The sequence below is a fragment of the Methylobacterium sp. E-046 genome, assembly GCF_022829625.1.
GTDB classification, from domain to species: Bacteria; Pseudomonadota; Alphaproteobacteria; order Rhizobiales; family Beijerinckiaceae; genus Methylobacterium; species Methylobacterium longum.
In genome coordinates this window covers 146,894-159,949 of sequence record NZ_JAKSYP010000090.1, presented here as the reverse complement: position 1 = coordinate 159,949, position 13,056 = coordinate 146,894, and the positions used below count along the sequence as shown (strand labels likewise).

Annotated in this window: 12 protein-coding genes and 1 tRNA gene; 10 read left to right on the top strand and 3 right to left on the bottom strand. The window is 68.8% G+C overall.

Annotation, left to right across the window (positions count from 1 at the left end; translation table 11 throughout):
- Nucleotides 1–922 precede the first annotated feature (922 nt).
- The 6 genes from MKK82_RS08045 (at nt 923) to MKK82_RS08020 (ending at nt 5,540) form a co-directional block, all read left to right on the top strand.
- A complete protein-coding gene (locus MKK82_RS08045) occupies nt 923–1,321 on the top strand; it encodes a hypothetical protein (protein WP_238285027.1) in 399 nt (132 codons plus the stop codon).
- A 536-nt stretch (nt 1,322–1,857) separates the two neighbouring features.
- Complete coding sequence (locus MKK82_RS08040; RefSeq protein WP_238285028.1) at nt 1,858–2,532, top strand: cell division protein DivIVA; 675 nt, start codon at nt 1,858–1,860, stop codon at nt 2,530–2,532.
- A 51-nt stretch (nt 2,533–2,583) separates the two neighbouring features.
- Complete coding sequence (locus tag MKK82_RS08035) at nt 2,584–3,093, top strand: hypothetical protein (protein WP_238285029.1); 510 nt, start codon at nt 2,584–2,586, stop codon at nt 3,091–3,093.
- A 40-nt stretch (nt 3,094–3,133) separates the two neighbouring features.
- Nucleotides 3,134–3,682, top strand: coding sequence for a hypothetical protein (locus tag MKK82_RS08030; protein WP_238285030.1), 549 nt, complete (start codon nt 3,134–3,136; stop codon nt 3,680–3,682).
- A 33-nt stretch (nt 3,683–3,715) separates the two neighbouring features.
- Entirely contained in the window at nt 3,716–3,931 is a 216-nt protein-coding gene (locus MKK82_RS08025; RefSeq protein WP_238285031.1) for a hypothetical protein, read from the top strand.
- A gap of 268 nt (nt 3,932–4,199) precedes the next feature.
- Nucleotides 4,200–5,540, top strand: a complete 1,341-nt coding sequence (locus tag MKK82_RS08020; protein ID WP_238285032.1) for an LLM class flavin-dependent oxidoreductase — start codon at nt 4,200–4,202, stop codon at nt 5,538–5,540.
- 96 nt (nt 5,541–5,636) lie between these two features.
- On the opposite strand, the gene MKK82_RS08015 is transcribed toward MKK82_RS08020, so the two are convergent.
- Nucleotides 5,637–5,966, bottom strand: a complete 330-nt coding sequence (locus MKK82_RS08015; RefSeq protein ID WP_238285033.1) for an ArsR/SmtB family transcription factor — start codon at nt 5,964–5,966, stop codon at nt 5,637–5,639.
- A gap of 107 nt (nt 5,967–6,073) precedes the next feature.
- Here MKK82_RS08015 and MKK82_RS08010 point away from each other — a divergent pair, with 107 nt between their 5' ends.
- The 3 genes from MKK82_RS08010 to MKK82_RS08000 all read left to right on the top strand — a co-directional run bounded on the left by MKK82_RS08010 (nt 6,074) and on the right by MKK82_RS08000 (nt 9,924).
- Nucleotides 6,074–6,820, top strand: a complete 747-nt coding sequence (locus tag MKK82_RS08010; protein WP_238285034.1) for a glucose 1-dehydrogenase — start codon at nt 6,074–6,076, stop codon at nt 6,818–6,820.
- A 636-nt stretch (nt 6,821–7,456) separates the two neighbouring features.
- Entirely contained in the window at nt 7,457–8,596 is a 1,140-nt protein-coding gene (locus tag MKK82_RS08005; protein ID WP_238285035.1) for a helix-turn-helix transcriptional regulator, read from the top strand.
- Between the two features lie 47 nt (nt 8,597–8,643).
- A complete protein-coding gene (locus MKK82_RS08000) occupies nt 8,644–9,924 on the top strand; it encodes a cytochrome P450 (protein WP_243985229.1) in 1,281 nt (426 codons plus the stop codon).
- Between the two features lie 133 nt (nt 9,925–10,057).
- Here the strand turns inward: MKK82_RS08000 and MKK82_RS07995 are convergent.
- Both MKK82_RS07995 and MKK82_RS07990 read right to left on the bottom strand, forming a co-directional pair.
- Nucleotides 10,058–10,132, bottom strand: a tRNA-Gly gene (locus tag MKK82_RS07995).
- A 178-nt stretch (nt 10,133–10,310) separates the two neighbouring features.
- Nucleotides 10,311–10,931: a glutathione S-transferase N-terminal domain-containing protein gene (locus tag MKK82_RS07990; RefSeq protein ID WP_238285122.1), complete on the bottom strand. Its 621-nt coding sequence runs from the start codon at nt 10,929–10,931 to the stop codon at nt 10,311–10,313.
- A 313-nt stretch (nt 10,932–11,244) separates the two neighbouring features.
- Here MKK82_RS07990 and MKK82_RS07985 point away from each other — a divergent pair, with 313 nt between their 5' ends.
- Nucleotides 11,245–13,014, top strand: a complete 1,770-nt coding sequence (locus MKK82_RS07985) for an N-acetylglutaminylglutamine amidotransferase (RefSeq protein ID WP_243985227.1) — start codon at nt 11,245–11,247, stop codon at nt 13,012–13,014.
- Nucleotides 13,015–13,056: the final 42 nt, after the last annotated feature.

Sequence of the window (13,056 nt, the reverse complement as noted above, 5' to 3'; positions counted from 1 at the left end):
GCGGGACCTTTTGGCGTGAGACTGGGGTCTGGGCGTCCGGCGTTCCGGAGCGGACGGGCGGCGCCGCGATCGGCGCGATCAACCTGTCGGGTATCCCGGGGGCCGATCAGCGGTGCTGGATCACGCGACGCGTACAGGGAGGCGCTGAGGCGCCGCTGTGCTCCAGCCGGCTCCACCGGACGGTCATACTGCGCCTCCGAGCGGTGACGACGCGCGAGATCGCTCCGGGATCACGTCCGGACGGCTCATGCGTCTTCATCTTCGGCCCGAAACCCCGTTGCAGACAACGAACGCACCATCCTGTCCCGGTGATCGCGAGTCAACGAAAGCCCATTCTCTACTTCGACCCGAAAAGATAAGAATCTTCGGCGACGCGGCGAACGAGGGGACTCGTTCGCCGCACGGCCGCGGAACGCGCCGCAGACCGCTCTCCCAGGCCCGAGATCGGGCGTTCGCGCTGCGGCCGCCGCCGCGCGGACGCGGGACGAGCGCGGGCTGGGTGACACCGCGCCATCACCCTCGTGGCACCGGACTCGTCCCACGTCATCCGGATGCGTTGCTGCGAGGCCGACCTTGCGCCCCTGCGCGAGCCGCCCGACGCACCCTCCCTGTGACGGCCGCCGCTCCGGATCGTCATCCGGAGCGCCGGCCGCTCCGTTCTACGAGCTGCTCATCCTGGCCGCCGGCAGCCACCTGCAGCGGCCGCCCGTCCCGGCATCGCGCACGCCTTCGAAGCCGGCACTTACGACGGCGCGCGGGCTCTGGCAGCGCATCTCGATCGCCTCAGTCAGTCCGTATCGGAATCCGAGCCGCCGGGCCTCCGGACCGCGTTGGCCGTCGATGCCGGGCTCGCCGGCCTCGAACGCGCCTGCGTGAGGCCCGCACGCCTCGCCGCCGCGCGTGACGGGCCGGTACCGGGAGCGTGCGCACGCTCCGGATCGACCGCGCTGCCAAGATCGGCAACTTCCTGGGACAGGCCGCGCTGCCGTCGATCCGCGCGGCGTTCGCGGCGGCGGGGTGCACCTGCATCGCAGGCGCCAGCGTCGCCGCGGTCGATGCTGCCGGCGTAACGCTGGCGGACGGGAGGTGCGGTCCGGCGCGGACGATCGTCCGCGTGACCGGTATGCTGGCGAACCCGCTCGCGGCCCTGCTGGGGCTTCCCCTGGACACGCTCGTGCCCTCCGGAGCCGCCGCCAAGGCCACGAAGCGGGTGATCAATTGGTGCCGCCGCTATCCGCCCCGCGACCGCGATCCTGCGGCTAACCGTGCGGCGGCGGCACCAATACTTCACGCATCGCCCGCCACAGGCCGGCGGGGCTGATGGGCGCCACACCGGTTAACATTCTCGCTCCAGTCGACCGCGGAGCCGGAACGAGCGTTCGGAAGCCAAGACCTCACGGGGATTGCCAAGCCCGGCATCGCCGCCCGATTCCGGCGGCGGCACGCCCCGGGACCGGCGAGCGGTGCGGGCCGTATTCGGCTGCAATCGCCGGACGATAGCCGGCCGCTCGCCGTATTGATGGAGGTACCTGCAGGCCACGGCTTCTCGGACGAGGAAGCCCGGGTACGTTCTCGGTCTAAACGGCGACATCAAATCTTGATTTGTCTGGGGCAAGAGCTTCGCGCAATTTCTATTCCCCGCCCTCGATACGATGCGTGCCGCGGCCAGACGGCGGCGCGGTCGCATGAATTCAGAGTCGGCACGACTGTCCAGCGCAGTCCTGGGGCGGCTGAAAATTAATTCTGGTTAGGCAGAGCTTACGAAAAGCTAGCAACCCCGAAGCCGATTAACGATGCATTAACCATAGCCGTGTCTGCATGATGCCACGTTCGGCTCTCGGAAGGGCAGATTTCATCATGGTTGCGGCGCCCACAGCCTCGTGGTCTCATATCCTGACGCAGGTCGCGGAAAGTCTCGACCGCATCGTCGAGAAACCGTCAGCCGAGATCCTGAGGCTCAAACCCTCCTTCACCGGCGCCGAGGCGCCCGCTCTGCGCCTGGGGCAGCAGGTCGAGGACTCCAACGCGGCGCTTCTGCCGGACCCGGCCGTCAACGATGCCGAGCCGCCCGCCGGCGCTCACGACGCAGAGGACGAGGCGGTGTCGGACTGGATGAGCACCCTCGACATCATCAACGGCATGGTGGGGCTGGCCGACGAGCAGAAGCGGCGCCTGCGCTCCCAGAGCGCGACGCACGAGATGGCGCTCGAGACCCTGCAGCGCGAGCTGAAGGAGACGCAGCAGAGGCTCCAGCTGTCCGAAATGCGCGCCCACGAGATCCAGGCCCGCGCCGATATCCGCCTGCAGCGGATCCAGGCCGACGCGGATGCGCAGGTGGAAGAGATCCGTGCCGAGGCCGAGGCCCGGGTGCGGACGATCCAGGCCGAGGCTGAAGCCTGGGTCCGGGCTGCCGAGGAGCAGGTCCGGGTGGCCGATGTGAGAGCCGACACCGCCGAGAAGTGGCTGTCCCGGATCGACGCGGCGGCGAAGAACCTGCTGCTGGGGGGGCATATGAGCCAGGCCGAGGCCTGAGACGCTGCGGGTGCCGCAGCGCTTCCTCCGAGACGGGCTCCAGGATTGATGATGGAACACTCACGATGGACCACGGCTGACCAGCCGGCCGAACGCCAGGCGCATCTCGCGCCGGCCTCGGGGCCCGGCGGGCCCGCATCCCCCGCCAAGGTCGTCGTCCTGGCCTCGGTGCCCGCCGGTTCGCCCGCGGCACGTGGACCCGCCGCCGAGGCGGCCTCCGGCAAGTGGCCGGGCGTGCTGGAGCGGGTACGCGGTGCTGCCCAGTACATCCGGCACATCGAGGATCGCGCGCAGGACTACGAGGTCCGCGTGCACGAACTCCTGGAGCAGGTGCGCGCCGACATGCGGGACGCCGACGCCAAGGTCCGCGCCGCCGAGCAGCGCACCCGCGAGATCCAGGCCCGGGCCGACGCCCTCATCGGCGCCGCCGAGGAGCGGGCGCGCGTGGCCGAGGAGCGCGCCGGCTCCGCCGAGGAGTGGCTGCGCCGCATCTCGGATGCGATCGAGTCCGAATTCGTCGTCGAGCCGGCGCCGCTCAAGACCGGCACGCAGGACGCCTGACGCGACCGTCTCCGCACAGTGACAGGAAAAGGGACACGTGATGCCTGCGATGGACGAGGCTTTCTGGGCCACCCTCGATGCGCAGATCACCGCGCAGCGCCCGGAGGCCGAGGGGCGGATGCCGGTCGCTCCCGTCCGGCCGGCGCCGCAGGTCCCCGCCTTGAAATCCCCCCCCGCAGCGATGCCCACCGCCCCGTCACGCCGGCTGGCATCGGACTGGACCAGCGTGCTCGACACGCTCACCGCGGCCAAGAGTGCCGCTCAGCAGCAGGAGATGCGCCTGCGCGAGCAGGCCGCGGAGCAGGACGCCCTGCTTCAGGAACTGAAGCGCGCGCAGCAGGAAACACGCGCCTTCGAGGTTCTCCTGCGCGAGTGCCAGACACAGGCCGAGGCGAAGCTCAAGGACGTCCAGGCCCAGGCCGAGGCCCGCGTCCGGGATCTGCGAGCGGAGTCGGACGCGCAGCTTCAGGCCCTTGAGGCGCGGGCGCAGGCCGCAGAGCTGCGCGCGGAGGCTGCCGAAGAGTGGCTGCGCCGGATCGAGCAGGCGAGCCGCGACCTGCTGCCCGCCGCCGAACGGGCGGCAGCCTGATGGCGCTCGCAGCTGCCTCGACCGGATGAGCCCATGCGCGCGGCCGGCCCCCTCATCGCATCCCCGCGGATGCTTGTTCTGGCGGGACTGATCGCGCTGCTGCTCGGCGGTTGCGTTTCGACGCTGGATCATCCGGTCGAGCGGACCTTCGCCGAGCAGATCACGCAGTCCGAGTCCGTCCCGGCGCGCGCCGGTCCTGTCGAACCGCCGGACCAAGCCGAGTGGCGGCTGCGGCTCTCGTACCTGTAGTCATCCCCGGCCCGGCGGAACGGGCAGACTGGCTCGCACCGCCGCGCGGGAATGCGGCCCGCGAGGCACCGGACACGCCTCCCGGCTCCCAACGATGTCAGGCCCCTCCAGCGGGTGGCCCGCGTCGGCCTGCATCGTGGATCCGCTGTCACAGGGCTGGACGGAGCGCAGCTTCCCGCAGCTGACGGTTCGCCGCCGGGCGCCTGCTCCGCTAAGATCCGTGTTCCGCGCAGCCCGGACCGGGCTGGCCCCGGTATCAGTCGGATCGATGAGACAGGATCACCTGCGCCTCGGCGCGTTCTTCTACGCGACCGGCCACCACGTGGCGGGTTGGCGCCATCCCTCCAGCGAGGCGGATGGCGGCCTCGTCCTGGAACGCTACGTCGGCTGGGCGCGCCGCGCCGAGGCGGCGAAGTTCGACCTGATCTTCCTCGAGGACGGATCCGGCATCCGGGACCTAGACCTGCGGTCGAGCGAGCGGACCGCGCGCTCCACCCATTTCGAGCCGGTCACCCTGTTGTCGGCGCTCGCGGCTGTGACCAGCCGGATCGGGCTCGTGGCCACCACCTCCACGAGTTTCAACGAGCCCTTCAACGTCGCGCGTCGGTTCGCGTCGCTCGATCACCTCAGCGGCGGACGGGCCGGCTGGAACCTCGTTACCTCCGCGACGGATGCGGAGGCGGCCAATTTCGGCGGCGACCGGATCGCTGGCCACGGAGACCGCTACGAGCGCGCCCAAGAGTTCGTGGACGTAGTCCTCGGCCTCTGGAACACCTGGGACGACGATGCGGTGATCATCGACCGCGCCAGCGGACAGTTCTCGAAGCCCGACGGCTTCCGCCCGCTCGATCACAGCGGCAAGTATTTCGACGTCCGCGGACCGCTCAACATCTCGCGCACGCCGCAGGGCCAGCCCGTGCTGGTGCAGGCCGGATCCTCGGGGCCCGGCAAGGATCTGGCGGCGCGCACCGCCGAGATCGTCTTCACGGCGAACCAGACACTCGAGGAGGCGGTAGCGTTCTACGGTGACCTGAAGGCGCGGATGGCCAGCTTCGGCCGTTCGCCTGACGACCTGAAGGTGATGCCGGGTCTCTTCCCCGTGGTCGGGCGCAGCGAGGCGGAGGCGCGGGCCAAGTTCGAGGCCCTGCAGGATCTGATCGATCCCGTCGTCGGTCTCGCCCTGCTCGGCCGAATGATCGGCGGGCATGATCTGTCCGGCCACGATCCCGACGGGCCCGTGCCCGAGCTGCCCGAGACCGACGGCATCAAGTCCCGACAGCAATTGATGGTCGACCTCGCCCGTCGGGAAGGGCTGACACTGCGCCAGCTCTACCTGCGCATCGCGGGCGCGCGCGGCCACTCGCAGATCGTGGGCACGGTCGCCCAGATCGTCGACGAGATGGAGGAGCGTTTCCAGGCCGGGGGTGCGGACGGATTCAACATCATGCCGCCGACCCTGCCGGGCGGGCTCGACGATTTCATCGAGCTGGTGCTGCCCGAGCTGCGGCGGCGGGGTCTGTTCCGCACCGAGTACGAGGGCCGGACGCTGCGGGAGAACATCGGCTCGCGACCGCCCGCAGCGCCGCGCCCCGCAGGTGCCACGCGATAGGGCACGGAACCGCATTCGTTGACCTGCGTGCTGCCTCGCTCTTCGCCAGGAAAAAGGAGGCGTCACGCGGCGCGGGCCCGCGGTCTGAGCGCCCGGTCAGACGGATCGCGCCGCGTAGGCTGTCAGAATCGCGGCGAGAAGGCCCGGGAAGCGTCCGTCGATCTCGGCGCAGCGCGCGTGGTTGCGCATCTCCACGCCGTGGCGTTCGCACCGGATCAATCCGGCCTCGCGCAGCACCTTGAAGTGGCTGGACAGCGACGATTTCGGGATTACCCGGTCTCCGACCGCCGAGACCGTCGCGCAGGTCTCGACGCAGCCCGCCTGGGCGATCTTGGCGAAGATCGACGCCCGGTCGGGGTCGGAGAGCGCGTGAAGGATCGCCTCCGGCCGAACGTCGTCGATCGCGGGATGGAAGAGAGGCCTCATGATTCAACCATATGGGGCCTTGCGCTTCGTCCCGTTAGTTCTGAAATTCCGAACTATGGGACTAGCGAGGCCATCCCGGCACCGTCCCGTGGCGAAGGTTTACACACATGTCCAAGCTCGACGGCAAGGTCGCGGTGGTGACGGGCGCATCGAAGGGTATCGGCGCCGCCATCGCCAGAGCGTTGGCCAAGGATGGGGCGGCGGTCGTCGTGAACTACGCGTCGAGCCAGGCGGGGGCCGATGCCGTGGTGGCGGCGATCACCGCGGATGGCGGCAGGGCGATCGCCGTCCGGGCCGACGTGTCGAAGCGCGAGGAGGCTCAGGGTCTCGTCGACGCCGCGGTGAATGCGTTCGGGCGGCTCGACATCCTCGTCAACAATTCCGGCGTGTACGAGTTCGCCGCCCTCGCGGAGGTGACCGAGGAGCACTACCGCCGTCATTTCGACGTCAACGTGCTGGGCGTGCTCCTCGCGACGCAGGCGGCGTCGAAACACCTCGGAGAGGGTGGCAGCATCATCAACATTTCGTCGATCGCCGCGAGCATCCAGCCTCCGAACTCGGCCGTCTACAGCGGTACGAAGGGCGCCCTGAACGTGATCACCGGTGTGCTCGCGAACGAATTGGCGCCGCGCAAGATCCGCGTGAACGCGGTGAGCCCGGGTTTCGTGGTGACCGAGGGCACGCGTACCGCCGGCATCGCCGGATCGGAGATGGAAGCCGGCTTCGTCGCGCAGACACCGCTTGGCCGTGCCGGCCAGCCCGACGACATCGCCGGAGTGGTCGCGTTCCTCGCCTCCGACGATGCGCGCTGGGTGACCGGTGAGGAGATCAATGTCGGCGGCGGCGTCCGCTGACCTGAGGCGTCGCGTGCAGGCACAGCGGCGCCTGCGCGCCATCGGCGATTGAGACAACAACGCCGTGCGGACGCCGCGGCACGTGCCATTTGCTGAGAAAAGCCGTCATCCATTCGGATGAGGCGCCTGGATGTGCCAGCGGTTATTGAATACCCGACTCAGTCCGCAAGGCGCAAGGTTCGTCCATGCCCGAGATGCGACCGTGACAGTTTCCAGGATCGCACGCGCTGGCGGACGCCTCCGCGGCCGCATCGGAGAACACCCTGCTCGACGATGTCTCGCAGGCCAGCGGCAAGCGGCTCGGCGAGCGGTACCTCGACCGGCGGAAGGATCGCGATCGCCCGGTCTACAAGGCACGCCCCCTCGACGGGATCTGGGCGACAGGTCCCTTCAAGTCCGACACGACACGACCGGCCACTGCGAAACGCGGTCACGCGGCCACCACCAACGGGGCGGACCGGCTGGATGACGCGCAGCGGCGTCAGCTCCTCAGATATCTGCGGGCGCTCTGAGCTTTATTGGTTCCGCACAACAAATATTGGTAGTATCGATATTCGCTTGTCGTTTATTGATGATGCCAGCCGGGGGACGTTGCGCTAGGTTCCGTGAACCTGTCACTCACCGTGGAGTGTGGCTATGGAGGAACTTGAGGTCTATTCCCGACTGGTTGGGTCGATCTATGACCGGGTCGGGCAACCGGAAGAGTGGCCGGCTCTCCTGGAAGATCTCACGAGCTTCGTCGGCGGGCGGGTCGGTCAATTGGCGGTCTTCAGCCTCGACGGGACGCGCAAGCCGATGTGGGCCGTCTCCGGCTTCGACCGGTCGCAGTACCGGACGTTTCTCTACCGTCACGCCACCGAGGATCCGCGCCTCCCCTACATCCTCTCGAACCAGGGTAAGGTGATCCGCGCCGAGGAGGGGGTCGATGCGGCGCAGTTCCGCGAGACCGCCCTGTTCAAGGAGGTCGTGCGTCCCTTCGGAATCGAGCACAGCCTGGTCACCTATTTCGCCCGCGAGGCCGACGTCATGGCGACGCTCGCGGCCATGCGCGACGAGGAGGCTGGAGCCTTCCGGCCGGCGGAGGTGCGGCGCCTCGCGATGCTCGTGCCGCACCTGCGCCGCGCCTTCGAGTTCTACGCATTGATGCGTCAGGCCTCCGAACGGTCCTCCGACCTCGCCTCCGCCCTCGACCTGCTCGACGCGGCGGTGATCCTGACCGATTCCCGCCTGCGGGTGGCGCATGCGAACCGCGCCGCCGAGGAACTCGCGAAGGCCCGCACGGGCCTGTCCCTCGACAAGGGCAGTCTGGCCATCAAGGACAGCCAGTGTTCCCGCCGGATCGCACGGGCCGCGAGCGAAGCGCTCGCGGCGGCGAGCGGCGATGCCACGATCACGCAGGCCGAGCACATCGCGATCACCTGCGGCGAGAGTGGTATGCTCTACCGGGTGTCGCTGCACCCCCTCTCGCGGCGACCCGCCGGGACGGGGACGCGGGTCAAGGCCGAACTCGCGGTGGTGATCCGCAGCGGCGCGCCCAAGGCCCAGGAGAATTCAGCGACGCGCCTCCAGCGCCTGTTCGGCCTGACCAGCGCGGAGGCGATCCTCGCCAACGCGGTCGCGTCCGGGCGATCGCTGAACGCCCATGCCCAGGAGCGCGGGATCGCCATCTCGACGGTCCGAACGCAGCTGCGGTCGCTCTTCGCCAAGACGGAGACGCACCGGCAGGGCGAGCTCGTCGCGCGCCTGCGCGAGGGTCTGGACATATCCCTGCACTGACGATGCGCGCCGCGGAGCAGCCCCGGAACGCGGCACGGAGAACCCGCATGCGGAGCGTTATGCAGGACGCACCCTGCCTCGATACCCTGCTGGCCTTGCCGGAGGATGAGCGCTGGCCGGTCGCCCACGACTGGATCAGGCGTGCGCCGCGGCCGTTCTTCGCGCAACTGCGGGCACGGCAGCCCGTGCTGGATTGTGGCGCCGTCGTCCTCGTCGCGAAACGCGCCGCGGTGGCGGAGATCCTAGGTCTCCCGGGTGTCTTCTCGGTCGCGCTCTACAAGCCCAAGATGGGCGCATTCATGCTGGCGCTGGACGAAACCGAGGTGAACTACCGCGACAAGGCCGTGATGCGCGCGGTGTTGCCGTGGGGCGACCTTCCCGCCATCCGCGACCTCGCGGGATCCATCACCGACGCCGCCCTCGACGCGGGCAACGGCGCCCTCGACGTCGTCGCCTCGATCGCGCGGCTGGTGCCATTGCGGATCGTTCAGCGCTTCTTCGGGTTCGCCGCTTCCGACGACGACCTGCTGCGCTGGTCGTACGCGAACCAGCTCGATCAATTCAACAACCTGCCCTTTGACGGACGTCCCGATGCCGATGCGGTCCAGGCCGCCGCGGCCCACGCCCGGGATGAGATGCGCGCGGCCTTCGCCTCCCTCATACCCGCGCGGGTGGCCGCCCTTGAAGCGGGCGCCGACGTGCCCGACGACAGCCTGACGCGGCTCCTGCGGCTGCGCCTTCCGGCGGCGACGGGCTTCGGCATGGACCGGGTCGTCATCAACGTCGGTGGCCTCCTCATCGGCACCATCGAGACCACCGCGGAGGCGGTGGTGAACGCCCTCGCCGAGATCCTCCGCCGCCCCGACGTTCACGCGGCCGCGCGGGCCGCCGCCTCGGCCGGCCCCGCCGCCTTCGACGGTTTCGTGTGGGAGGCGCTGCGCTTCGCGCCGATCGTGGCCTTCATGTTCCGACAGGCCGAGGCCGACCACGTCCTTGGTCAGGGCAGCTCGGGTCAGGCCCGGATCCGGAAAGGCCAGGCCGTCCTGCCGCTCAGCCTCTCGGCGATGTTCGATGGCGATTGCGTGCCGGATCCCGACCATTTCGACGCGACCCGCCCGGATCACGCCTTCCTGCATTTCGGACTCGGTCACCACGAATGCTTGGGCCGCCACGTGGCGGGCGTCATGGTCCCAGAGATCGTGCGTCGAATCCTGCTCCGGCACGATGTCCGAGCGGACGGGCCGGTCGAGGACGGGGGCACGCCGTTCCCGACAGCCTTCCGGATCACCTATCGGCCGGATCCGCCGGGCGGTGCGAAGGCCCGATGATCGACCGCGGCGGACCGCAAAGGCCGCACTCTCCGATGCGGACGGCGAGGACGACAGGAGCTGACGCGGAATACGGCTGTCTAAGCTTCCCGGGGGCCGGAGTACCGGAGGGCAGGCTGTCCGGTGCGTGCGTTGGAGCGGGCGATCGGGATCGAACCGACGACATTCAGCTTGGGAAGCTGACGTTCTACCACTGAACTACGCCCGCGTCGGGAAGCGTTTTGGACGGCGCAGGGCCTCCGAGTCAACAACCCGCACGGCCGTTGAGGCCGTGCGCCGACGAATTTGATGCGCGGCGCTACCTCTACACCGCCTGCGTCCGATCCCGACGGCGGCTGCGACGGGTCAGCGGGCAACAGTTGAGACGCGACGATCTCGTCCGCCGATCAGCTGAGGGGCACCGCGAAGCCCCGCGCCACGGCGGGCCGGTCCATCAGGTCGCGGTACCAGCGCTCGACCATGGGATAATTGGCGAGGTCCACCTGATGTCGCTCATGGCGCCAGACCCAGCCGAGTATCGCAAAGTCGGCGATCGAGAGCGGACCGGCCACATAGGCGACCTGCGCGAGACGGCGGTCGAGGACGCCGTAGAGCCGTCGCGTCTCGTTGAGGTAGCGCGTGAGACCGTAGGCCCGGTCCTTCTCGGCGACGCCCAGGAAGTGGTGCACCTGGCCGGGCATCGGCCCGAAGCCGCCCATCTGCCACATCAGCCATTCGAGCGCGGCGACGCGGGTTCGCCGGTCTTCGGGGAGGAAACGTCCCGTCTTCTCCGCGAGATACAGCAGGATCGCCCCCGACTCGAACACCGAGATCGCCGCGCCGTCCGGTCCCTCCGGATCGACGATGGCCGGGATGCGGTTGTTCGGACTGATCGCCAGAAAATCCGGTTCGTGCTGCTGGCCCTGGGTGATATCCACCGGCTTGACCCGGTACGGCAGCGCCATTTCCTCCAGCGCCACGCTGATCTTGCGTCCGTTCGGCGTGTTCCAGGCATACAGATCGATCATGGGGTAATAAATCCCGCTCGCGCTCAAGGTTTCGCCGGCCCGGATCGGCCGTCCGTGACGTCCAACGCGCGATCCACGGCCGTGGCTATGACCCGGATCGGGTTTGGGCCAGCTCCCTGCGGGCGCAAACCTCTCTCGAGGCCGTCAAGGTACAACCTGAGGGGCGGCGAGGCCGCGTCGCGGGGCCGAACGACCCGATTGAGGAACGAAACAACCGTCTGTCGAAAGCCTTCGGCGGCGGAACGCTGCGGTTGCAGGACCGTTGCGCACCGTGGAGGCGACGAGGCCGCCGGAACAGGGACGTTCTTCCACGATGTGCGGAATCTGTGGTGAGATCACCTTCGACGGTCCGGCCGATCCCGCCGCAGTCAAGGCCATGATGGGCTGTCTCCGGCCGCGCGGCCCGGACGGCGAGGGTCTGTTCGGCTCCGGCCGCGTCGTCTTCGGACATCGCCGGTTGAAGATCATCGATCTGTCCGAGGCAGGCCAGCAACCCATGGTCGATCCGGGCCTCGGTCTCGCCATCGTCTTCAACGGCTGCATCTACAACTTCCGCGAGCTGCGCGCGGAGCTGGAGGCAAAGGGCTACGCGTTCTTCTCGACGAGCGATACCGAGGTGGTCCTCAAGGCCTATCATGCCTGGGGCAAGGGCTGCGTCGCGCGCTTCTACGGCATGTTCGCCTTCGCGATCCTGGAGCGGGATTCCGGACGCGTCGTGCTGGCCCGGGACCGGCTCGGCGTGAAACCGCTCTACTACAGCGCGACCCGCGGTCGCTTCCGCTTCGCCTCGTCGCTCCCGGCCCTCCTCGCCGCCGGCGATGTCGACACCGCGATCGATCCGGTAGCGCTGCATCACTACATGAGTTGGCACGCGGGCGTGCCCGCGCCGCTGACCATCCTCAGGGGCATACGCAAGCTCGCGCCAGCGACGATCCTGACGCTCGAAGCCGACGGACGCCGCAGTGAAGAGATCTACTGGAGTGTCACGATCGGCCCGAGGGAGGCCGATCGCCGCATGACCGAGGCCGACTGGCGCGAGGCGGTCCTCGAAACCCCCGCCACCGCCGTCGCGCGCCGACAGGTCGCCGACGTGCCCACCGGCGTCCTGCTCTCGGGTGGCCTCGACAGCTCGCTGCTCGTCGCGCTGCTCGCCCGCAACGGGCAGACCGGCTTGAAGACCTTCTCGGTCGGGTTCGATGCCGTGAACGGCGTCGAGGGCGATGAATTCAAGTACTCGGATATCATCGCTCGCACCTTCGAGACCGACCACACCAAACTGGCGGTCGACGGCTCCCGGACCCTCGAGGCGCTGCCCGCCGCCATCGCGGCGATGTCCGAGCCGCAGATGAGCCACGATGCCGTCGCCTTCCTGCTTCTCTCCCAGGAGGTCGCCAAGCACGTGACGGTGATCCAGAGCGGACAGGGCGCCGATGAGGTGTTCGGGGGCTATCACTGGTACCCGAAACTGATGCAGTCGAGCGATCCGGTGGCGGACTACGCCAAGGCGTATCACGACCGCGACCATGCCGAGATGCGCGAGGCGCTGGTGCCCGACATGATCGGCGGCGATCACAGCACGGCCTTTCTCGCCGATTTCTTTTCCGCCTCGAAGAGCGCGAGCCCGATCGACAAGACCTTGCAGCTCGACCAGCAGATCATGATGGTCGATGATCCGGTCAAGCGCGTCGACAACATGACCATGGCCTGCGGGCTCGAAGCGCGCGTGCCCTTCCTGGATCACGACCTGGTCGAACTGGCGGCCCGCATCCCGGCCTCCCTGAAGGTCCGCGACGGCGGCAAGTACATCTTGAAGGAAGCGGGGCGGGCGGTCGTCCCGGCGGAGGTCATCGACCGGAAGAAGGGCTATTTTCCCGTCCCGGCGCTCAAGCACATCCGCGGCCCGTTCCTGGACTACGTCCGCGACGTGCTCGGCCGGCCGGAGGCGCGGTCCCGAGGCATCTTCAACCGTCCTTACGTCGACCGTCTGCTCGCCGACCCGGACGGGACTCTGACCCCGAAGGGCAACTCGAAGCTCTGGCAGGTCGCCCTGCTGGAGAGCTGGCTCCAGACCCACGGCGTCTGACGGCCGCGGCCGCGGCACGGCTCTCGCGAGGGATCGTGATCG